The organism is Streptomyces viridochromogenes (assembly GCF_001270495.1).
Classification (GTDB): domain Bacteria; phylum Actinomycetota; class Actinomycetes; order Streptomycetales; family Streptomycetaceae; genus Streptomyces; species Streptomyces viridochromogenes_A.
The window spans coordinates 144,107-165,877 of the sequence record NZ_LGUR01000265.1; the positions used below are offsets into that span (position 1 = coordinate 144,107).

At 70.1% G+C, this 21,771-nt stretch carries 18 protein-coding genes; 16 read left to right on the forward strand and 2 right to left on the reverse strand.

The annotated features are described in order from the left end of the window. Positions 1–15 precede the first annotated feature (15 nt). Genes ADK36_RS44175 through ADK36_RS44190 form a run of 4 tightly spaced genes read left to right on the forward strand, consistent with a single transcriptional unit; the run spans position 16 to position 4,085 of the window. The gene (locus tag ADK36_RS44175) at positions 16–2,238 is read left to right on the forward strand and encodes a penicillin acylase family protein (protein ID WP_048582203.1); all 2,223 of its coding nucleotides are present in this window, start codon (positions 16–18) and stop codon (positions 2,236–2,238) included. Further along, positions 2,231–2,842 carry a GNAT family N-acetyltransferase gene (locus tag ADK36_RS44180; RefSeq protein ID WP_048582202.1) on the forward strand — a complete coding sequence of 204 codons (612 nt, stop codon included), beginning with the start codon at positions 2,231–2,233 and terminating at the stop codon, positions 2,840–2,842. Before ADK36_RS44175 ends, ADK36_RS44180 begins: the two co-directional genes overlap by 8 nt. After that, positions 2,839–3,312: a cupin domain-containing protein gene (locus tag ADK36_RS44185; protein WP_048582201.1), complete on the forward strand. Its 474-nt coding sequence runs from the start codon at positions 2,839–2,841 to the stop codon at positions 3,310–3,312. Before ADK36_RS44180 ends, ADK36_RS44185 begins: the two co-directional genes overlap by 4 nt. Then, positions 3,309–4,085 carry an SDR family NAD(P)-dependent oxidoreductase gene (locus ADK36_RS44190; protein WP_048582200.1) on the forward strand — a complete coding sequence of 259 codons (777 nt, stop codon included), beginning with the start codon at positions 3,309–3,311 and terminating at the stop codon, positions 4,083–4,085. The genes ADK36_RS44185 and ADK36_RS44190 overlap by 4 nt, the downstream gene beginning before the upstream one ends. A gap of 373 nt (positions 4,086–4,458) precedes the next feature. Here the strand turns inward: ADK36_RS44190 and ADK36_RS44195 are convergent, their stop codons facing one another. Beyond that, positions 4,459–5,082, reverse strand: a complete 624-nt coding sequence (locus ADK36_RS44195) for a TetR/AcrR family transcriptional regulator (RefSeq protein ID WP_048582199.1) — start codon at positions 5,080–5,082, stop codon at positions 4,459–4,461. A 149-nt stretch (positions 5,083–5,231) separates the two neighbouring features. On the opposite strand from ADK36_RS44195, the gene ADK36_RS44200 reads away from it, so the two are divergent. From ADK36_RS44200 to ADK36_RS44215, 4 genes are all read left to right on the forward strand, one after another. Then, complete coding sequence (locus ADK36_RS44200) at positions 5,232–6,227, forward strand: NADP-dependent oxidoreductase (RefSeq protein WP_048582198.1); 996 nt, start codon at positions 5,232–5,234, stop codon at positions 6,225–6,227. A gap of 66 nt (positions 6,228–6,293) precedes the next feature. Beyond that, positions 6,294–7,160 carry an alpha/beta fold hydrolase gene (locus ADK36_RS44205; RefSeq protein WP_048582197.1) on the forward strand — a complete coding sequence of 289 codons (867 nt, stop codon included), beginning with the start codon at positions 6,294–6,296 and terminating at the stop codon, positions 7,158–7,160. Between the two features lie 31 nt (positions 7,161–7,191). Beyond that, positions 7,192–7,998 carry a hypothetical protein gene (locus tag ADK36_RS44210; protein WP_048582196.1) on the forward strand — a complete coding sequence of 269 codons (807 nt, stop codon included), beginning with the start codon at positions 7,192–7,194 and terminating at the stop codon, positions 7,996–7,998. 121 nt (positions 7,999–8,119) lie between these two features. After that, positions 8,120–8,953, forward strand: a complete 834-nt coding sequence (locus ADK36_RS44215) for an enoyl-CoA hydratase/isomerase family protein (protein ID WP_053201595.1) — start codon at positions 8,120–8,122, stop codon at positions 8,951–8,953. A 608-nt stretch (positions 8,954–9,561) separates the two neighbouring features. On the opposite strand, the gene ADK36_RS44220 is transcribed toward ADK36_RS44215, so the two are convergent. After that, positions 9,562–10,275 (reverse strand): SDR family oxidoreductase, encoded by a 714-nt coding sequence (locus ADK36_RS44220; RefSeq protein WP_053201596.1) that lies wholly within the window; start codon positions 10,273–10,275, stop codon positions 9,562–9,564. A gap of 146 nt (positions 10,276–10,421) precedes the next feature. On the opposite strand from ADK36_RS44220, the gene ADK36_RS44225 reads away from it, so the two are divergent. From ADK36_RS44225 to ADK36_RS44260, 8 genes are all read left to right on the forward strand, one after another. Further along, entirely contained in the window at positions 10,422–11,024 is a 603-nt protein-coding gene (locus ADK36_RS44225; protein WP_048582193.1) for a TetR/AcrR family transcriptional regulator, read from the forward strand. 518 nt (positions 11,025–11,542) lie between these two features. Further along, the gene (locus tag ADK36_RS44230; RefSeq protein ID WP_053201598.1) at positions 11,543–13,399 is read left to right on the forward strand and encodes a copper resistance protein CopC; all 1,857 of its coding nucleotides are present in this window, start codon (positions 11,543–11,545) and stop codon (positions 13,397–13,399) included. 258 nt (positions 13,400–13,657) lie between these two features. Continuing rightward, positions 13,658–14,971, forward strand: coding sequence for an ABC transporter substrate-binding protein (locus ADK36_RS44235; RefSeq protein WP_048582191.1), 1,314 nt, complete (start codon positions 13,658–13,660; stop codon positions 14,969–14,971). Positions 14,972–15,056: 85 nt separating this feature from the next. Further along, positions 15,057–16,043 carry a carbohydrate ABC transporter permease gene (locus tag ADK36_RS44240; protein ID WP_048582190.1) on the forward strand — a complete coding sequence of 329 codons (987 nt, stop codon included), beginning with the start codon at positions 15,057–15,059 and terminating at the stop codon, positions 16,041–16,043. Then, positions 16,040–16,930: a carbohydrate ABC transporter permease gene (locus ADK36_RS44245; protein ID WP_048582189.1), complete on the forward strand. Its 891-nt coding sequence runs from the start codon at positions 16,040–16,042 to the stop codon at positions 16,928–16,930. Before ADK36_RS44240 ends, ADK36_RS44245 begins: the two co-directional genes overlap by 4 nt. Before the next feature lie 26 nt (positions 16,931–16,956). Next, positions 16,957–18,285, forward strand: a complete 1,329-nt coding sequence (locus ADK36_RS44250) for a glycoside hydrolase family 36 protein (protein ID WP_048582188.1) — start codon at positions 16,957–16,959, stop codon at positions 18,283–18,285. Continuing rightward, positions 18,282–20,282: a beta-galactosidase gene (locus tag ADK36_RS44255; RefSeq protein WP_048582187.1), complete on the forward strand. Its 2,001-nt coding sequence runs from the start codon at positions 18,282–18,284 to the stop codon at positions 20,280–20,282. Before ADK36_RS44250 ends, ADK36_RS44255 begins: the two co-directional genes overlap by 4 nt. Positions 20,283–20,381: 99 nt before the next feature. Continuing rightward, complete coding sequence (locus ADK36_RS44260; protein WP_078942554.1) at positions 20,382–21,701, forward strand: TerD family protein; 1,320 nt, start codon at positions 20,382–20,384, stop codon at positions 21,699–21,701. The last annotated feature ends 70 nt before the right edge of the window (positions 21,702–21,771 follow it).

Consider the following 21,771-nt stretch of genomic DNA (forward strand, 5'->3'; position numbering starts at 1 on the left):
AAAGGAGGGGCACAGGTGACCGGCGAGATCTTCCGTGATGCCTGGGGCATTCCGCATCTTCGCGCGGACGACACGATGGCACTCGCCCGGGTGCAGGGCCGTGTCACCGCCCTCGACCGGGCCTGGCAGCTGGAGGTGGAGCGGCACCGGTCCCAGGGCACGTCCGCGTCCTTCCTCGGGGCCGAGGCCCTGCCCTGGGACCGGTTCGTCAGACGGGCCCGCCTCGACGACACGGCGAGACGCTGCTTCGCCGAACTGGAGAGACGGGACCCGGAGTCGGCGGGGTGGGTGCGGGCGTACGTCGACGGCGTGAACGAGGGACTGGCCGAGGGCGCCCGCCGTACGCCGGAGTTCGCGCGGACCGGGCTCGCCCCCGGCCGCTGGGAGCCCTGGACCCCGCTCGGCGTCTGGCTCGGCATCCACATCCTCTTCGCCGGCTTCCCGGCCAAGCTCTGGCGTGAGCAGGTCGTACGGCATCTCGGCGCCGACGCGGTCCACCTGTTCGCCACCGACGGGCCCGCCACCTCCGGCAGCAACGGCTGGCTGGTCAGCGGCGAACGGACCGTCACCGGACACGCGATCATCGCCGGCGACCCGCACCGCTTCATCGAGGAACCCGGCGTCTACCAGCAGATCCACCTCTCCTGCCCCGAGTTCGACGTCGTCGGCCTCGCCGTCCCGGGCATCCCCGGCATCGCCCACTTCGGCCACACCGGCACGGTCGCCTGGGCCATCACCAACGCCATGGCCGACTACCAGGACCTGTACCGGGAGCGGCTGCGGCGTACGGGGGCGGGGGTGGAGGCCCTGGGGCCGGACGGGGTCTGGCGTCGCGCCGCCCGGCACACCGAGGTGGTCCAGGTCGCGGGGGAGGAGGAGCCGGCCGAGGTCGAGGTGATCGAGACGGAGCGGGGACCGGTGGTGATCGGAGGGCCCGAGGGGGTGCCCGACGGGATGCAGGAAGGTTTCTCCGGCGGACTGTCCGAGGTGTTCCCCGACACCCCGGACGACACCCCGGACGACACCCCGCCCCTCGCCGTCGCCCTCCGCTACCCACCCCGCGTCACCTCCGACCTCGGCTTCAGCGCCCTCCTCCCCCTCCTGCGCGCCCGCCGGGTCGCCGACGTCGACCGTGCCGTCGACCTGTGGGCGGAGCCCGTCAACGTCGTCCAGGCCGCCGACACCGAGGGCGGCCTGCTGCACCGCGTCGCCGGAAAGGTGCCGGTGCGCTCCGCGGCCAACCGCACCCGGCTGGTGCCCGCCTGGGAGCCCGGCCACGACTGGCAGGGCTGGCACGAGACGCCCCGCGGCGGGCTCACCGACGGCATCGCAGCCATGGCCAACCAGCGCGGCCTCGCCGCACCGCTGGGCGTCGAGTTCGCCCCGCCGCATCGCGCCGACCGCATCACGGCGCTGCTGGGGGAGAAGGACCGCTGGTCGGCCGCGGACATGCCGGCGATCCACATGGACACCCGACTGGCGTCCGCCACACCCCTGCTGGACCTCTTGAGCGCCATCGACGCTCCCCTCTCCCCCGAGGCCGCCCGCGTCCGGGAGGCCCTCCTGGGCTGGGACCGCCGTATGGACGCGGACAGCGAGGCGGCCGCCCTGTACGCGGCGGTGCGCAGTGCTGTCGTACGGCGACTCGCCGCCCACCCGGCCTTCGCCGCACTCTCCGCCCCGCCCGCCTACCCGGAGGTCCTCCTCCCCTGGCTGGCCCTGCTGCCGCGCGTCGGGTTCGCCCTCGAACACCTGCTGCGCGCCGAGGAGTTGTACGGCATCGACCGCGCCGGGACCGTCCGCGCGGCGGTCGAGGAGGTGGCCGCCGGGCAGCCCGTCGGAACCGGGAGGAGCGAGAGCCGGGGCCGGACCTGGGGCGACACCCACCGCCTGGCCCCCTGGCGGGCGCTGGCCGACCCGTCGTACGAGGCACCCGGCCTCTCCGGCGACCACGACTGCGTGCTGTGCACCTCGGCCGTACCCGGCGTCACCGACCTGAGCGCGCGCGGCCCCGCCGCCCGCTACGTCTGGGACCTGGCCGACCGCGAGGCCAGCCGCTGGGTGGTCCCGCTCGGCGCCTGCGGCATCCCCGGTTCACCGCACCACCGCGACCAACTCCCGTTGTGGCTGGGGGGAGACCTGGTCCCGGTCCAGACCGATTTCACCAAGCTCACGAAGTTCACCGAGTTGACCGAGTTGACCGAGCTCACCGAGTTCGAGAAGGAGTCCGATGTCTGAGCAGCCGACGGCAGCCCGCGCATGGGTGCACGAAGAGGTGGTCGACGGCTTCGGCACCGTCGGTATCCGTCCCCTGGACCCGCAGGCGGACGCCGAGGTCGTCCACGGCTGGGCCGGGGAGGAGCGGGCCGCGTTCTGGGGCATGAACGGCCTGACCAGGGACCAGGTGGCCGAGATCTACGCCCATATGGAGACCCTCGACACCCACCACGCCTTCCTGGTCCTGCGGGACGCCGACCCGGTCGCGCTCCTCCAGACGTACGAGCCGGAGGCCGACCGCGTCAGCGAGTGCTACGACGTCCGCCCCGGCGACATCGGCGTCCATCTGCTGCTGGCGCCCGCCGGTGCCGGGGGCAGGCGGTCCGGCTGGACCTCGGCGCTCCTGACGGTGGTGACGTCGTACGTCTTCCTCACCCTGGACCGGCAGCGGGTGGTGGTGGACCCCGACGTGCGCAACGAGAAGGCCATCGCCCGTTTCCTCAGGCAGGGCTTCACCGCGGGCCCGACGGTCGTGCTGCCCGAGGTCGACCTCCCGGAGGTGTTCATACCGCGGAAGGACGCTCAACTGGCCTTCCTCGACCGGGGGGTAGCCTTCCCGGCGTGACTCCTGAAGACCTCGTCGCGCACTACGAACTGGAGCCGATCCCGCGAGAGGGCGGGCTGTTCCGGCGCACCTGGGCGGGACCGGAGCTGGCCGACGGGCGCCCGCAGGGGTCGGCGATAGTCGTGCTGCTCACCGCGGACGACTTCTCGGCCCTGCACCGCCTGCCGTCCGACGAGGTCTGGCACTTCTATCTGGGCGACCCCCTGGAACTCCTGCTCCTCGCGCCCGACGGCACGTCCCGCACGGCCGTGCTCGGCCCCGGCCTCCCGCAAGGCCAGCACATCCAGTTCACCGTGCCCGCCGGTACCTGGATGGGCGCGCGGGTGGCGGCGGGCGGGTCCTGGACCTTCTTCGGCTGCACGATGGCCCCCGGCTTCACCTACGAGGGCTACGAGCACGGCGACCCGGCGGACCTGACGGCGCGCTATCCCTCCGAGGCCGCGCGTATCGCGACACTGTGCCGACCATGAGCGGACACGGACTCCTCGAAGGACAGGTCGCCCTCGTCACGGGCGCGGGCGGCGGCATCGGGCGGGGCATCGCGACCCGGTTCGCGCAGGAGGGGGCGGCGGTCGTGCTGCACTGCCGTACGGCGGTGCGGGCGGCGGACGACGTGGCGCGGCGCGTCCGGGAGTCGGGCGGGCGGGCCCTCGTCCTACGGGCCGACCTGACCGACGAGGACGCCTGCCGGCGGCTGGTCGGCGAGGCCGCGGAGTGGGGCGGCGGCCGGCTGACGGCGCTGGTCAACAACGCGGGCGTACAGCCGACCCGGGAGCTGTCCGGGATGACGGTGGAGGAGTGGCGGGCCGTCGTGGACACCAACCTGTCGAGCGTCTTCGCCTGCACGCAGGCCGCGGTCGAGGTCATGCGGGGGCAGGCGGGGCCCGGCGGCTCGGTGACCCACATCGCCTCCATCGAGGCGACGCATCCGGCACCCGCGCACGCGCACTACTCCGCGTCCAAGGCGGCGGTGGTCATGCATGCCCGCTCGGCCGCCCTGGAGTACGGGCGTTTCGGGATCCGCGTCAACACGGTGTCGCCCGGCCTGGTCGAGCGGGAGGGGCTGGAGGAGGCGTGGCCGGACGGGGTGCGCAGGTGGCGGGAGGCCGCTCCCGCGGGGAGGCTGGGGCGGGCGGAGGACGTGGGCGACGCGTGTGTGTTCCTGGCGTCGGGGCTCGCGTCGTGGGTCACGGGGCATGACCTGGTGGTGGATGGCGGGGTGTCGGCTCGGCCGACGTGGTGAGCGCGGGCGGATTCCGCTCCCGCCTGTGAGCCGAGTGTGTCGGCCGGATCCGCCCTGGACTGGGCCAGTTCCTCCAGCTCAGACGCCAAGGCCGTCCGCCTCAAAGGGCACAGACTCGGCCAACGCAATGCGCTGATATTCAATGCGGGCCGGTCGGTTGGGAGGTCCGAGGAGATCTTGTTGTGGACAGGGTTTGCGGCTGTCCGTCGTCCGCACTGCCGGACTCCGGACTGGATGTTCTTGCCGAGTTGCGCGGTGCGGATCGCGGCGACGTACCCGCTCGAGCCGGCACCGAGGGCGATGACGTCGTAGTGCACGCTCACGACGTACCCCCTTTCCAAGGTGTTCGATGGTTGGCCCGTGGAGCGAGTGGTCATGCCGCGCGGTGGTGGGGCGCCAGGGTGGCGTGGATCTGGTCGCGGATGTCGGCGAGGACGGCTTCGTCACTCCGGTGCAGGTACAGGGTGGCGGTGGTGCTGATGTGGATGATCGCGGTGATCACCCGCGCCAGCGTCGCCGCGTCGGCGGCATCGATGTACTCGTTGCGGGTGAGCAGGCCGGTGATGCCGTCCTCGAGGCGGCCGGCAAGGGCTAGACCCGCTTGCCGGTAGGGCTCGGCCGGGTCGCCGAAGACGAGTTCGTGCAGGTATGTGCGGCCGTTCTCGGTGTGCTCCCTCAGGCACTCCACCACGGGACGGAGGAGAGCGACGACCGGCTCCAGTACGCCCTGGCCGACGGCGGCGTTCGCGGCGGCGAGGCCGGAATCGATGGCGGCGGCGAACTTCTCGTTCTGCACCATGATCAGCAACTCGGCCTTCGTGGACGCGTACAGGTAAAGAGTGCCGATCGCGACGTCGGCCCGGCGGGCGATCTGCTGTGTCGTGACCCCGCTGACGCCGTGTTCGGCGAACAGTTCGCGGGCTGCGGTCATGATGCGCTCGCGCTTGGCCTGCTTGGCCCGCTCGCGGCGTCCGATCGGCATGTGGCCGCGTCCCATGGGACCTCCCTTGACAATAATTCTGAGTAGACTCATAGTTGAGTGTACTCGGGTTGTTGGAGTGAGGCGAGACCCTAGGCGTCACGCCGAAATTGGCTGATCTGGCCTCACGCCTGGATAAATAGGACGAAGATAAGGAGTGGCGCCCCATGCGAGCGTTCGTCGTCGCCAAGTACAAGGAGCCGCTGCAGGAGGCGGACGTCCCCGAGCCCACCGTGGGGGAGCACGACGTGCTCGTCCGGGTGGAGGCCGCCGGACTGAACCCGCTGGATGAGAAGATCCGCGCCGGTGAGTTCAAGCAGATCCTGCCCTACAAGCTGCCGCTGATCCTGGGTAACGACGTCGCGGGCACCGTCATCAGCGTCGGGACGGCAGTTCGCGGCTTCAAGCCCGGAGACGAGGTGTACGCCCGGCCCCACCAGGACCGCATCGGCACGTTCGCCGAGCGCATCGCCGTAGCCGAGGGCGACCTGGCGCTCAAGCCCGCTTCGATCAGCATGGCAGAGGCGGGCTCGCTGCCGCTGGCGGCGCTCACGGCGTGGCAGGCGCTGGTGGAGCGCGGGAAGGTGCGGCCAGGGCAGAAGGTTCTCATCCACGCCGGCGCCGGCGGGGTCGGTTCGATCGCGATCCAGCTCGCCGCGCACCTCGGTGCGAGCGTCGCCACGACCGCCAGCGGTTCCAACGCGGACTTCGTGCGCGCGCTCGGCGCGGACACGGTGATCGATTACCGCAGCCAGGACTTCGAGCAGCTCCTGACCGGCTACGACCTGGTGCTGGACAGCATCGGCGGGGAGACCCTCGAGAAGTCCCTGCGGGTGCTCAAGCCCGGCGGCAAAGCCATCGGGATCACCGGTCCCCCGGACCCCGCGTTCGCCCGCGAGGCCGGCCTGAACCCGCTGCTGCGCCTGGCGGTCACCGGCCTGAGCGGCAAGATCCGCAGGCAGGCCAAGAAGCTCGGCGTGACGTACGAGTTCCTGTTCATGCGCGCCAGCGGCGACCAGCTCCGCCAGATCACCACCCTCATCGACGAGGGCGTGGTGCGTCCGGTCGTGGGAAAGGTGGTCGGCTTCGACCAGACCCCGCAGGCGCTGCAGTCCCTGTCCCAGGGTGGCATCCGCGGCAAGGCCGTCATCGGCCACAGCTGACCCGCCGCAACCGCGACGGGCGACACGAAACACACAGCGACACAGAACACGCAAGGAGAATCCATCATGAGCAGCACCAACACCCCTGAGGAAGCCGTCATCACCTCCTACGCGAAGGCCCCGGCCCGCACCGTCAGGGCCGGCGGCGTCACCTACGCCTACCGCGAGCTGGGACCGAAGGGCGGCATCCCCGTCGTCTTCTTCGTCCACCTCGCCGCGACCCTGGACAACTGGGACCCCCGCATCGTCGACCCCATCGCGAAGGGCCGTCACGTCATCGCCTTCGACAACCGCGGTGTCGGGGCGTCCACCGGTCAGGTGCCGGACAGTGTCGAGGCGATGGCCGACGACGCCTACACCTTCATCAAGGCGCTCGGGTACGACAAGATCGACGTCTTCTCCTTCTCCCTCGGCGGCATGGTCGCTCAGGCCTTGGTGGTGAAGCACCCCGAGCTCGTCCGCAAGCTCGTCCTCACCGGTACCGGGCCCAAGGGCGGCAAGGACATGGACAAGGTCGCCAGAATCACCTACTGGGACATCCTGCGCGCCACCTTGACCCGTTCGGACCCCAAGGAGTTCCTGTTCTTCAACCGCAACGCCACCGGCAAGACCGCCGGGCGCGCGTTCGTCAACCGGCTCAAGGAGCGCACTGTCGACCGCGACGCGGAGATCAAGACCAAGGCGTTCCAGACGCAGCTGAAGGCGATCAAGAAGTGGGGGCGCTCCGCCCCCGACGACCTGTCGTCGATCACGCAGCCCACCCTGATCGCCAACGGCGACAACGACCGCATGGTGCCTTCGGTCCTGTCGGAGGACCTGCACCGGCGCATCAAGGGCAGCGAGCTGATCATCTACCCCGACTCCGGGCACGGCGGCATCTTCCAGTACCACCAGGAATTCGCCCCCCTAGCGGTCGAGTTCCTGGCGCGATGACCACCAGCTGACCAGGAAAAAGGGCAACATCATGAGCACGTCACCGGTCGCCGCACCCCTGGAAGTGAAGAAGCCTCTCACCTCCTCGATCCTGCTGTGGGTGCGCACCGACCAGCCCCGCCAGACCGGCATGGACCACTGGAAGGGCCCGCACTCAGGGATCATCTCCGCCACCCCGGGCCTGGAGGAGTACCGGCAGATCCACCTCGCCGAGCACAACACGGGCCTGTGGCCGGCCATCGACGGGGTCCAGACCGCGATCCCCGCCGACCGGAAGATCGACGGCGTCGCGGAAGTCACCTTCCAATCGGTGCTCGCACCCCTGAAAGGGCGCGAGCAGACGAAGCTGGCCTACGCCGACGAGATCAACGTGTTCCGCCGCACCCTGCTCTACGCCGGCCCGCCGAACTCCTCTCGGTGGTACGACGTCGCAGGCCCCGGACAGAGGGTCGGTGCCCGCGCGCTGATCTACCTTCGCCGCAGACACGGGGTCGGCGCCGGTGCCTTCCGGAAGTTCGTCAACGAGCAGCTCGCACCCGCGCTCGCCGGCACCGGAGTGCTGAAGGAGCTGCGCACGCAGACGTTCCTGCCCTGGCTCGAAAAGCTCTGGGACACCCCGGACGTCGCCCACGACAACCCCCGCGACCAGCACTTCCACGCCTCGGTCAGCCTCGGGTTCACCGACACCGCGGCACGGGACGCCTTCTTCACCGGCCACGTGATCGAGGACCTGTCCAACCGCCTGGCACCGCAAGTCTCCGCGATCCACGCCTACGACGTCACCGCCACCCTCACCTACGTCAAGAACGGCGAGATCCTCCCGCGCTACCAGGAGTGAGCGGCGCGCAGACAGGAAGCGGGACCACTGGATCTGCTCGGCACATCCATCCGCCCCGGCTTCCTTGCCCTCCTCGCACCCCAATCGCCGTCTGATACCCCTCACGCATCCGGAGCCAGCCATGAGCGAGCAGCAGAGCACCATCCACTACGAGCGCACCTCACCGCAGATCGCGAAGATCACCTTCGCCAACCCGCCCGTCAACCTCATCACCGGCGAGACGGTCCTGCGCCTCATCGAGATCGTCACCGAACTGGCCACCGACCCGGACATCCAGGTCGTGCTGTTCGACAGCGCCACCCCCGACTTCTTCTACAACCACTTCGACCTGGCCGCCGCCGCCGACTTCCCCGCCCCCGAGGACCCGGACGCGGTGCCGGCATGGACGAATCTGGTCCTGGAACTCTCCAAAGCGCCCTACATCACCATCGCGGTCATCCGTGGACGCACCCGCGGCGGCGGGAACGAGCTCGCCCTCGCCCTCGACCTGCGCTACGCCAGCCGGGAGAAAGCGATCTTCGGACAGCCCGAGGTCGGTAGCGGACTGCTCCCCGGCGGTGGTGGCAGCGAACGCCTCCCCCGCGCCATCGGACGCGACCGCGCCCTGGAAGCCATCCTCACCAGCGACGACTACGCCGCCGACACCGCCGAGCGTTGGGGCTGGGTCACCCGCGCCCTCCCCGACAGCGAACTCGACGCCTTCGTCGGCACCGTCGCCGCCCGGCTCGCCTCCTTCGACCGCACCTCACTCGCCTCGGCCAAGGCCCAGATCAACCGGGCAACCCTGCCCCCGGACGCGGACCTGGTCGCCGCGTACGGCGAGTTCACCCACTCCCTCACCCTCCCCGGTTTCCTCACCCGGGCCGCAGGCACGCAGGCCGTCGTCGAACAGGCCGGCATCGACTTCGAGTACCGGCTCGGGCACTACATCGGCATCGCCAACCAGCAACGCTGACACCCATCGGAAGACGAGCACGGACGCAGCCGATGCCGCGTCCGTCCTCTTTTGCCGCGGGGCCCACCTGATTTCCGACGTCTTCGGCACCGTGGTCGACCGGCGCACCAGCATCGCGGGCGAATTCGAACGCGTCGGCGCCCTCTCCGGGCCACGGGCCGATCGGCCAGGACTCACCACCCAGTGGCGCAGCCTGTATCCGCCGACACCGCTGCGAATCGCGGCGGGGGAAGTGCCTGGCGGTCGCTGGACGAACTACACCGGATGATGCGCGGACGAGTGCGTGCCGAGCATGGCCTGACCAAGGCTTCACCGACACCGACACCGACACCGACACCGACACCGACACCGACACCGGCACCGGCACCGACCGGGCCGAACTCGCGATGCCTGGCACCGCCTGAGCCCGTGGTGACAGCCGCGATGGTCTGTCACCACGGCGGTGTCCCGCTGCTGATCGGGCTGCCGCCGGATCGACCGCCGATGTCATCCACCGCTCGAGGGCCGCGAGGGTGCACCCCTTCTCGACACCGGCCGGCCAACTGTTTGAACGCCATGGATCACGGGGTCCCGACGTGAAGAGATCACGTCGGGACCGAAGAACAAGCTCAGGCGTCCGTGCTGTGCAGGTCCGGGTAAAGCGCCTCGACCGGGCCGCTCAGAGCCGCCTTGACCCCCTTGGTCAACTCGTCGGCCAGGACCTCGTATTCTCCGGCCTCGACGGCGTCGTAGACCGTCGTCACCAGCTGCGTCGGCAGCAACTTGGGTCCGTCGGCGTGCGCGGCCATACCGGTGTCGACGTAGCCCATGTGCACACCCGTCACGTGGACGCCCATGGGTGCGAACTCGATGCGCAGCGAGTTGGTGGCCGACCACAGTGCGGCCTTGGACGCGCTGTAGGCGCCGCCGAAGGCATACCAGCTGGCAACGGAGTGCACGTCGATGAGGACTGACCCCTTCTTGGCGGCGAGGACCGGTGCGAAGGCGCGGGCGAGGAAGACCGGCCCGAAGAAGTTCGTCTCCATGTTCGCCCGGATGTCCGCCTCGGTGACGTCCAGCAGGCTCGCGCTCGGCGGGATGGCGCCCGCGTTGTTGACGAGCACGGTGACATCCGCCGCGGCGGCGACGGCCGCGTCGATCGACGCGCGGTCGGTGACGTCAAGGGTCAGGGGGACGATGCGTTCATCGTCCCAGGCGCGGGGGGAACGGGCGGTGGCGTAGACCTTGGCGGCGCCGCGTGCCAGGGCGTCGTGGACGAAGTGGGTGCCCATACCGCCATTGGCGCCGGTGACGAGGACGACTGATCCGTCGAGAGAGGGCATTGCTTTTCCTTCTTTCCAAGGGGATGTGCAGTGCGTGGCGGTGCACGGATGGAGCAATGACTCCTCGCCCCGTCGTGGAAGAATGAGCAGAGCCAACTACTCTCATAACTGAGCGCAGTCAGAATTTATTCCTGGAGGACACCGCCATGTCTGTCGCCCCCCAGTCGGTCGGACGGCGCGAGCGGAACAAGCAGGAAAAGCTCGACCGCATTGTCGCTGCCGCCAGTGAGCTGTTCGCCGAACACGGCGTCGATGAGGTCACGACCCAGCAGATCGCGGACAAGGCCGACATCGGCACCGGGACCTTGTTCCTTTATGCCAAGACCAAGGGCGAACTCCTCCTGCTTGTGCAGAACGCCAAGTACGCCGAAGCGCTCGAGCAGGGCCGGGCGGACGCCGAGACCGTCCCAGGCGTGCTGGACGCGGTGCTGGCGATCGTCCGGCCGATCGTGGAGTGCAACCGCACCCAGATCGACAACGGACGCACCTACCTGCGAGAGATGGTCTTCGGCGACCCCGAGGAGCCCCGGCACGGCGCGGCACTGGCCATCGTCGCGCAGACCGAGGAGGTCATCGCCGCCGTGCTGCGCCGAGACGAGCGGGTCGCAGAGGGCGACGCCGCGACGCTGGCACACATCGTGTCCGCCGTGATGTTCCTCAGCATGGCGGCGAGCGTGAACATCGCCTTGAGCGTCGAGGAGATCATGCAGGACATCCGGGGGCAGGTCGACGTCCTGCTGCCTCGCTGAAGCGCGGTTCCAGTCTCAGGCTCAGGCGATCATCCGGGTGGTCCTCGGCTGCGTCATGGCCCGAATCCCCAAATGGCAGGTCGTCCGGCCGTTACTGCCCATTCCGACATGGCCGGAGGGGTGGGGCGGGCGGCCGGAGGGCTACCGCCACCGCGTGCTGCTGGGATTTCGCCTCCAGGCAATGCCACCGCCAGGCACGGCAGTTGAGCGAGGTCGGTCCAACACCCCTCAACCCCCCCTTCCTTGCGAGACGTCCGGAGGATCCCTGCGCACCGTGTCCCCGCCCGACACCTGGGTGTACGTCCTCCGCCTGCCCTTGACCGTCGCGCCGGGAAGCTGCTCTGGTTCGAGACGGGCAAGTGACGGGCAAGTGAGCGCGGAACCCTTCGTATCCGTACGTAACCCCGAGGTGGCACGACCGACGACGGAGATGTGGCGTGAGGTGTGATGGCGGACGGCCAGGGCGTCGAGGGCGTCGAGAACGTCGACCTGAAGACCGGCGACGACTTCAAAGGCTGGTGCTGCTGGGCACCCTGCTGGTCCTGTTCCTCCTCGGCGGCACGGCCCCCGCGTCGGCCCACGCGGCGCTCCGCGCCACCGATCCCCAGGACGGAACCGTCCTCAAGTCGGCCCCCCGCCACCTCACCCTGACCTTCACGGAGTCGGTCGGACTGCTCGACGACTCCTTCCGCGTCCTGGACCCCGACGGGCGCCGCCTGCGCACGGACGAGCCGACGCACGCGCGGGACGGCGCCGAAACGGCCCGTGTGACGCTGCCCGCGAAGCTGGCCCAGGGGACGTACACCGTCGCCTGGCGGGTGGTGTCGGCCGACAGCCACCCCGTCTCCGGCGCCTTCACGTTCTCCGTCGGCAAGGCGTCCCTCACCACGGCCACCGTGGACACCGGTCCCACCGAGGACCCGGCGACCAAGAGCCTCTACAACATCGCCCGCTATCTGGCCTACCTCGCCGTCGCCCTGCTCATCGGCACGGCGACGTTCATGGCGGTCTGCCGCCCACCGGACGCGCCAGTGCTCCTGAAGCTGCTGAGGGCGAGCTGGTGGACCCTCCTCGCCGCCACCCTCGCCCTGCTGGTGCTGCGCGCCCCGTACGAGACGGGCGAGGGCCCCCTGGGGTCGCTGAGCGCCGACTCCCTCACCAGCACCCTGACCGGCCGCCCGGGCGCGGTCCTCGTCGTCCGGCTGGGCCTCCTGGCCGTCGCCGCCGTCTATCTCGTACGACTGACCAGGCGGCGCAAGCCGTACGGCTGGGCCGGCGCCGCCCTCGCCGTCGGCCTCACCCTGACCTGGGCCGCCGGCGAGCACGCCTCCGCCGGCATCCAGGTGCCGGTGGCGATGACGTCCTCGGCGCTGCATCTGCTCGCCACGGCGGTATGGCTGGGCGGGCTCACGGCCCTGCTCGTGACGTTGTACCGCGCCCACCTCAGCCCGGCCGCCGTGACCCGCTTCTCGCGCCTCGCCTTCGCCTCCGTGGCCGTCCTCGTCGTCACCGGCGTCTACCAGTCCTGGCGCGGCCTCGGCTCCTGGGACGCGCTCAGCGGCACGGCGTACGGCAGGCTCCTGACCCTCAAGCTGCTCGCGGTGGCCCTGCTCCTCGGCGCGGCGGCCCTCTCGCGTCGCTGGACAGCGCGGCTGGCGACGACGTCCGACGCGGAGACGGCCGTACGGGAAGAGGAACGGGTCCGGGAGCGGGATCGGGACCTGGACCTGGACCGGGAGCGGGAGCGGGAGCGCGTCCCGGAGGCGGTCGGCGGGCCCGCGCTGCCCAAGCCGTCGGCGCAGACCGACGTACCGCCTCCTTCCACGGACGACGTGCCGCCTCGCACCGACGACGTATCTCCTCGCACGGACGACGCACCACCTCCCCCCACCGCCCCCCACCACCGAGCCCTGCGCCGTTCCGTCCTCGCCGAGGTCGCCGTCGGTGCGGCGGTGCTCGCGGTCACCACGATCCTCACCAGCACGCTGCCCGGCCGGGCGGAGGCCGATGCGGCGGCCGGTGCGCCCGCCGTCGTCGGCGCCTCCGTCACCAACGTCCCCTTCGACGTGGGCACCCCCGGCGGCCACGGCAAGGTGCAGGTCACCCTCGATCCGGGCCGGGTCGGCGACAACTCGATCGAGGCGCTCGTCTACGGCCCCGACGGCGGCGTCTCCGTCGTTCCCGAGCTGCGGATCTCCTTCACCCACCCCGCCAAGGACATCGGCCCCCTCGACGCCGGACTCACGGACAAGGGCGGCTACTGGGGCAACAGCTTCCTCAACCTCCCCATCGCCGGGACGTGGGAGATGAAGGTGACCGTCCGGACGTCGGAGGTCGACCAGGTGAGCGAGACCAGGTCAGTGGTCGTGCGCTAGGGCCGCGCCGCCGGGGACGATCTTCGCGGTGTCGCGAGGGCGATCTTCGCCCGGCCGCAGGGGCGATCAACACAGTGTTGAGTGTTCGTTCGAGATGTCGGTCACGTTTCCGAAACGGCGATCGACATCTCTTGACGCATGACCTGACAAAGGGCTGTTATTGCGCCACCGTGTTCGGTCAAGTTGATTTCTGGTCGGTTACGACGGACTTCGACACGTCCAACCCTCATGATCGAACCCTGTCATCAGGAGCCGTAGATGCAGCACCTCACCCCCTCCGGTCTCTCACTCCCTTCACCGAGCCGCCGCACCCTCCTGCGCGGCGTGGGCGGCGCCGCCGTTCTCGGCGCCGGGATCCCGCTGCTCAGCGCCTGTGGCGGCAGCGGCACGGCGAGCGACCCGAAGACCGTCACCCTCGGCTCCAAGGCGTCCGACCCGGTGCCGAAGAAGGCGTTCGCCGACATCTACGCGGCCTACAAGAAGAAGTCCGGCATCACGGTCGACGTGAACACCAAGGACTCCAACACCTTCCAGGAGCAGATCAACTCCTACCTCCAGGGCACGCCGGACGACGTGTTCACCTGGTTCGCCGGTTACCGGATGCAGTTCTTCGCGGCCAAGGGCCTGGCCACGCCGATCGACGACGTGTGGAAGACCATCGGCGGCAACTTCCCCGAGGCGATGCACAAGCTCAGCAAGGGCGAGGACGGCAAGTACTACTTCGTGCCGCTGTACACGTACCCGTGGGCGATCTTCTACCGGAAGAGCGTCTTCAAGGAGAAGGGCTACGAAGTCCCCACCAAGTGGGACGACTTCGTCGCGCTGTGCAAGCAGATGAAGAAGGACGGCCTCGTCCCGATAGCCTTCGGCGACAAGGACGCCTGGCCCGCCCTGGGCACCTTCGACCAGATCAATTTCCGCCAGAACGGCTACGACTTCCACGTCGAGCTGATGGCGGGCAAGGCGTCCTGGACCGACGCCAAGGTGCGCAAGGCCTTCGACCTGTGGGCGGAGATCCTCCCCTACCACCAGGAGGGCGCCGTCGGCCGCACCTGGCAGGACGCGGCGCAGACGCTCGCCTCGAAGAAGGCCGGCATGTATCTGCTCGGCACCTTCGTGGCGCAGCAGTTCACCAACAAGGCCGACCTGGACGACCTCGACTTCTTCGCCTTCCCGGAGATCGACCCGGCGTACGGGCAGGACACCGTCGAGGCGCCCACCGACGGCTTCATGATGAGCAAGAGCCCGAAGAACAAGGCCGAGGCCGTCAAGCTCCTTCAGTACCTGGGCACTCCGGACGCCGAGGACATCTACCTCAAGTCCGACCCGAGCGTGGTCCACGCGTCCACCAAGGCCGACACGTCGTCGTACACCGCCATTCAGAAGAAGGCGTACGACATGATCAGCGGCGCCAAGTCCCTGACCCAGTTCATGGACCGGGACAGCCGGCCGGACTTCACCTCCACGGTGATGCAGCCCGCGCTGCAGAAGTTCATCCGCGACCCCAAGGGCGTCGACAGCCTGCTGGCCTCGATCGAGCGGCAGAAGAAGACGATCTTCGCGTCCGGCTGACCGGGCTGACCGGCCGGCCGGCGCCCCCGGACCGGCCGACCGACTGACCGACTGACCGACTGATACGGCAGATCTGGCTGATCACATGACTACCGACCTCACCAAGGAGAACCCGGAGGCGGCCGCCGCGCCGCCTCCGGGCGCTGCCCCCGCCGAGAACGTCAAGAAGGTGCCTCAGGGGCACCGTCGTCTGCTGACCCGCCGTGACCGGTTCACCCTCGGGCTGATGGCGGGCCTGCCGACGATCCTGCACATCGCCCTCGTCTGGGTGACGGCCCTGGCCTCGATCGCACTGGCCTTCACCACCTGGGACGGCATCGGCTTCGACTCCATCAAGTGGGTCGGGCTGCAGAACTTCAAGGAACTCTTCGAGCAGAACCCGCAGTTCTGGCCCGCCGTCCAGCACAACGTCATCTGGTTCGTCGTGCTGATCGTGATCCCGACCCCTCTGGGGCTGTTCCTGGCCGTGCAGCTGGACAAGAAGATCCGGTTCAGCCGCGTGTACCAGACCGCGTTCTTCCTGCCCGTCGTGCTGTCGATGGCCGTGATCGGCTTCGTCTGGCAGCTGATCTACAACCCCGACACCGGCCTGATCAACAGCATCATCGGGGCCAACGAGCCGGGCAAGTACATCGACTGGATCGGTGATCCGGACCTCAACCTCTGGGCGATCCTCGTCGCCGCGTCCTGGCGCCACACCGGCTACATGATGATCCTGTACCTGGCCGGCCTGAAGGGCGTCGACCCCTCGCTGCGGGAGGCGTCCGCGCTCGACGGGGCCAACGAGTGGCAGACCTTCAAGAACGTCATCTTCCCGACGCTGCGCCCCACCAACACCGTCGTCCTGGTCGTCACCATCATCGAGGCCCTGCGCGCCTTCGACCTGGTCTTCGTCTTCAACAAGGGCGCCGAGGGCACCGAGCTGCTCTCGATCCTGGTCACCAACAACATCATCGGCGAGTCCAGCCGCATCGGTTACGGCTCCGCGATCGCGGTCGTCCTGCTGCTGATCTCCCTCGTCGTGATCATCCCCTACCTGGTGGCCACCTTCCGGAAGGAGCGGCGCGCATGAGCACCCCCACCGCCACGCTGGGCAAGCAGCGCACCCCCGTCCGCCCCGGCCGGATCCTGCTGCACCTCTTCCTCGCGTCCATGGCACTGGTCTGGATCGCGCCGCTGGCCTGGGCGATCTACTCGGCGCTGCGGCCGTACAGCGAGACGAGCGAGAAGGGATACGTGTCCTGGCCGGACACGCTGAACTTCGACAACTTCACGAACGCGTTCACGCAGTCGGACATGAGCCACTACTTCGTCAACACCATGATCATCGCCGTCCCGGCGGTGCTGTTGACGCTGTTCCTGTCGTCGATGGTCGCCTTCTACGTCAGCCGCTTCGACTTCCGCCTCAACCTCGCCCTGCTGCTGGTCTTCACCGCGGGCAACCTGCTCCCGCAGCAGGTCATCATCACCCCGCTGTACCGGCTGTACCTGCTCATCGACCTGCCCGGCATCACCATGAGCGGCAAGCTCTACGACTCCGCGCTCGGGCTGGTCCTCATCCACGTCGCGTTCCAGTCCGGGTTCTGCGCCTTCGTGCTCAGCAACTACATGCGCTCGCTGCCGCACGAGCTGACCGAGGCCGCGCTCGTCGACGGCGCCTCGGTGTGGCGTCAGTACTGGCAGATCGTGCTGCCGCTGTGCCGCCCGGCGATGGCGGCCCTGGCGACCCTGCTCTCCATCTGGATCTACAACGACTTCTTCTGGGCCCTCGTCCTGATCTCCACCGGCGAGAACATGCCGATCACATCGGCGCTGAACAACCTCACCGGCGCGTACTTCACCGACCCCAACCTGGTCGCCGCCGGCGCCCTGCTCACCGCGATCCCCACGCTGATCGTGTACTTCGTGCTCCAGCGGCAGTTCGTCAGCGGCCTCACGCTCGGCGCCAACAAGGGCTGACCGCCCTCAGCTTGAAAGAGACCTCCGTGCACAACCCCTTCACCCCGGTCGCCTCCGTGTCCGTGGACCCTCGCAAGGCCCGCGTCCACGAGGAGGGCTGGCAGTCCTGGAGCCCCAGCGGCGCCTACGCCCTCGGGGACAAGCCGTACCGCCCGACCGACGACAACTGGGCGACGGTCTGTTACCGGCCCGGAGCGACCGTGCCCGACGGGGTGTTCCAGGGGGAGGGGCTGCTGGTCCTGGCCCCCAACGGCGAGGACGGACCGATCAAGGTCTTCGCGGCACCGGAGCCGCGCGGCTCCGTACCGTCCATCCGTCTGGAGATACGCGACGGTCACGCCGAGATCAGCGCCGACGGCAAGGTGGACCACTACTCCTACCTCGGCCCCGGCGGCATCCAGGGCGCCCTCGCCGACTGGGCCGACAGCCTGGGCCTGGCGGACCCGCGCCCGGCGCCCACCGTCTGGTGCTCCTGGTACGAGTACTTCACCGCCGTCACCGAGGACGACATCCACGAGAACCTCCGTGCGATGGACACCCTCGACCTGCCCATCGACGTCGTCCAGATCGACGACGGCTACCAGAAGGCCCTCGGTGACTGGCTCACCCTCTCCGGCCGCTTCCGCTCCCGCGCGGGCATCGCGGACGCGATCAGGGCGAGGGGCCGCCGCGCCGGCATCTGGACGGCACCCTTCCTGGTCGACCCGGCGAGCGACCTGGCCGCCGAGCACCCCGAGTGGCTGGTCCGGGACGAGGACGGCGGCTTCACGCACGCCGGCCGCAACTGGGGCCACGACCTGCGCGTCCTGGACACCACGCACCCGGAGGCGGCGGCGTATCTGACGGAGGTCTTCCGGACGCTGCGCGCCGAGGGCTACGACTACTTCAAGGTCGACTTCCTCTACGCGGGCGCCCTGGACGGCGTACGGCACGACCCGGACGTCGACGCGCTGACGGCGTACCGCGACGGCATCCGGCTGATCCGCGAGGCGATCGGCGCGGACGCCTACCTGCTGGGCTGCGGCGCGCCCCTGCTGGCGTCCATCGGCCTGTTCGACGCGATGCGGGTCAGCCCCGACACGGCACCGCACCGCCGCCCCGAGGCCGACGACTACAGCCAGCCCGGCCAGGACCCCGCCGAGTTCACGGGCGTCGGACGGCAGTGGCAGCACGGCCGGCTCTGGATCAACGACCCGGACTGCCTGATGGCCCGCCCGGCCGTCGAGACCCGGGAGCGGTGGGCCGCGCACATCGAGGCGACCGGCGGCCTCATGGCCTCCAGCGACCGTCTGCTGTCCCTGGACGAGTGGGGCGTGGCCACGACCCGCCGGCTCCTCGGGGGCGATGCCCGGTGAAGCGCGAACTCTCCGTCCCCGGCATCGCCTACGGCGGCGACTACAACCCCGAGCAGTGGCCCGAGGAGGTCTGGGCCGAGGACATGCGCCTGATGCGCGAGGCCGGGGTGACCATGGTCAGCGTCGGCATCTTCTCCTGGGCACTGCTGGAGCCGAGCGAGGGCGCCTACGACTTCACCCTCCTCGACCGCGTCCTCGACCTGCTGCACGCCCACGGCATCGCGGCCGACCTCGCGACCCCGACGGCGGCACCCCCGGCGTGGTTCTTCAAGGCCCACCCCGAGGCGCTGCCCGTGGACAAGGACGGCCGTGGGCTGTCGTACGGCAGCCGCCAGACGTTCTGCCCGAGCAGCCCGGCGTATCGCGAGGCGGCCCTGCGGATGGCGCGGGCGCTGGCCGAGCGGTTCGCGGACCACCCGGCGGTGGCGATGTGGCACGTCCACAACGAGTACGGCTGCCACAACGCGGAGTGCTACTGCGACGAGAGCGCGGCCGCTTTCCGGCGCTGGCTGCGGGGGCGGTACGCGGACGATCTGGCCGCCCTCAACGACGCCTGGGGCACCCGCTTCTGGAGCCAGTGGTACTACGACTGGGACGAGATCCTCCCGCCCCGCCCCACCGGCGCCGTCCCCAACCCCACCCACCAGCTGGACTGGCGCCGCTTCTGCAGCGACGAGCTGCTGTCGCTGTACGAGGCGGAGCGCGAGGTGCTGCTGGAGGTGGCCCCGGCCATCCCCGCCACCACCAACTTCATGGTGATGCACAACTTCGACGCCCTCGACTACTGGCGCTGGGCCCCGAAGCTGGACATCGCCTCCAACGACCACTACCTCCAGTCCGCCGACCCCGAGTCCGAGATCGACATCGCGCTCAGCGGCGACCTCGTCCGCTCCCTCGCGGGCGGCCCCTGGCTGCTGATGGAGCACTCGACGGGCGCGGTGAACTGGCAGCCCGTGAACCGGGCGAAGGGCCCCGGCGAGCTGCGGCGCAACGCGCTGGCCCATGTCGCCCGCGGCGCGGACGGCATCGCCTACTTCCAGTGGCGCGCGGCCAAGGCGGGCGCCGAGCAGTGGCACTCGGCGATGCTGCCGCACGCGGGCACGGACAGCCGGATCTGGCGGGACGTCGTCCGACTGGGCGCGGATCTGCGGGCGCTGGCCGAGGTGCGCGGCAGCGTCGGCACGGCCGAAGTGGCGATCGTCTGGGACTGGAACGCCCGCTGGGCGATGGAGCTGCCCTCGCAGCCGAGCGGCGAGCTGCGCTTCCAGGACCTGGTGCGCGCCTGGTACGAGCCGCTGTGGCGGGCGGGCGTCGCGGTGGACTTCGTACGCCCCGACGCGGACCTGTCGGCGTACCGCCTGGTCCTGGCGCCGAGCCTCTACCTGGTGGACGACGAGGGCGCGGCCAACCTCACCGGCTTCGCGGAGCGCGGCGGCACCCTGGCCGTCGGCTTCCACAGCGGCGCCGTCGACGAGAACTGCCATGTCCGGCTGGGCGGTTACCCGGGGGCGTTCCGGGAGGCGCTCGGCGTCCGTACCGACGAGCTGTTCCCGCTGCTGCCGGGGGAGTCGGTCGGCCTGAGCGACGGCGGCACCGGGACCCTCTGGTCGGAGCGGGTACACCTGTCCGGCGCCGAGGCGGTCGCGTCGTACACCAGCGGCCCGCTCTCGGGCGGACCGGCGGTGACGCGTAACCGCCTTGGTTCAGGGGCGAGTTGGTACGTGGCCACGCTCCCCGATCCGGCGACCCTGGGCGCGCTGCTGGACCGCATCCGCTCGGAGGCGGGAGTGGAGCCGGTGCGCCGCACCCCGCAGGGCGTCGAGGCGGTCCTGCGGCGCGGCCATGACGCCGACTACCTCTTCCTCATCAACCACACGGACCGGCCCGCCCATGTCGCGGTCGCCCCGGACGCCACGGAACTGCTCACGGGCAAGTCGGCGCCGGGGGCGGTCAGCGTTCCGGCGGGGGAGACGGCGGTGGTGCGCGAGCCGCGCTGAGCCCGTCAGATGCCGGGCCGCCCCACGAACACCCTTGCGATCAGGGTCGGATGTGACAAGGTGGCCTGAAATCGCCAGGGGATTCGAGGGGTGGGCGGCATGCCGGAGCTGGCCAAGGGCGGGAACACCGCGGTGGGCTCCGGGCCCGTCGTCGCCGAACTGCACACCGTGGGCGGCACGGTCGACCTCAGTGCCCTGCTGGTGACGGCGGACGGCAAGGTCAGGTCCGACGACGACCTGGTCTTCTACAACCAGCCGTCCGCCGAGGCCGGTGCCGTCCGGCACCTCGCGGCGGACGCCGAGGGCCCCGAGCGCGTCGAGATGGATCCGGCCGCGCTTCCCGCGGACGTGGACCGGGTCGTCCTGGTCGGCAGCTGCGACCCCGACGACGCGAGCCGCACCTTCCGCGAGGTCAAGGAGGTGCTGGTCCGCGCCGCCCAACTCGGCACCGAGCCGGTCCACTTCCGCCCGCCCGCCCTCACCGACGGCGAACGTGCCGTGCTCCTGATGGAGCTCTACCGCAGAGGCGAGACCTGGAAGCTGCGCGCCATCGGCCAGGGGTACGCCGACGGGCTGGCCGGGCTCGCCACCGACTTCGGGATAGAGGTGGCGCAGGAGGAGCCCGAGGCGCCGGAGGACCACCCCGTACGGCAGCCCGAGGTGCCCGTGCGGCAGCCCGAGGAGGTGCGGGCCGTCCCCGCAGAGCTCCCCATGAGCCTGCGCAAGCCCCCGCTCGGCAAGATCAGCCTCGACAAGGGCGGCCAGGTCTCGATGAGCCTGGACAAAGCGGACCGCGAGCTGGTGGTCACGGCGACCCTGGAGTGGGACGGCGGCAGCGACGAGCGCCGCCGGCGGGGCGCCGACCTCGACCTCTACGCCCTGTTCGTCCCGGCATCCAAGGCGATACGCGGGGATCAGGCGCCCGGCACCCTCGTCACGCCGAAGAAGAAGGGATCGCGCCCCGCTCCCGACGCGGACACGGCGAAGAAGGGCAAGGGCGCGGATGTCGTCTACTACAAGCGCCTCGGCTCACTGCAGAACCGTCCCTTCATCCACCTCGACGGTGACGCCCGGGTCCCCGGCCGCGAGACCCTCCGGATCGTCCGCCCCGACCAGCAGGGGTACGTCCTGCTCTGCGCCTACTCCGCGGTCAGCAACGGCTTCGGCTCCTTCCGCAGCTTCGGCGCGAAGGTCGTGGTCACCGACGGCCGTGGCTCGACCGTCACCGTCCCGCTCTTCGAGAACACCAAGACCCGCTACTGGGTGGCCATCGCCCTCGTCGACTTCACCGATTTCGACGGGGCGGCGATCCATCACGTCGAGGCCTACAGCGGCCGTATGACCGAGCGCCGCCCGGTCCTCCACACGGACGGCACCGTCGAGATGAACGCGGGGCCGGTGGAGTTCAAGAGGCGCTGACGCGAGCGCCTGGAACCGAGGGCCCGGCGAGGTGAGAAGTCGCCAAAACCGGGCAAAAGGTAAAGGTGCG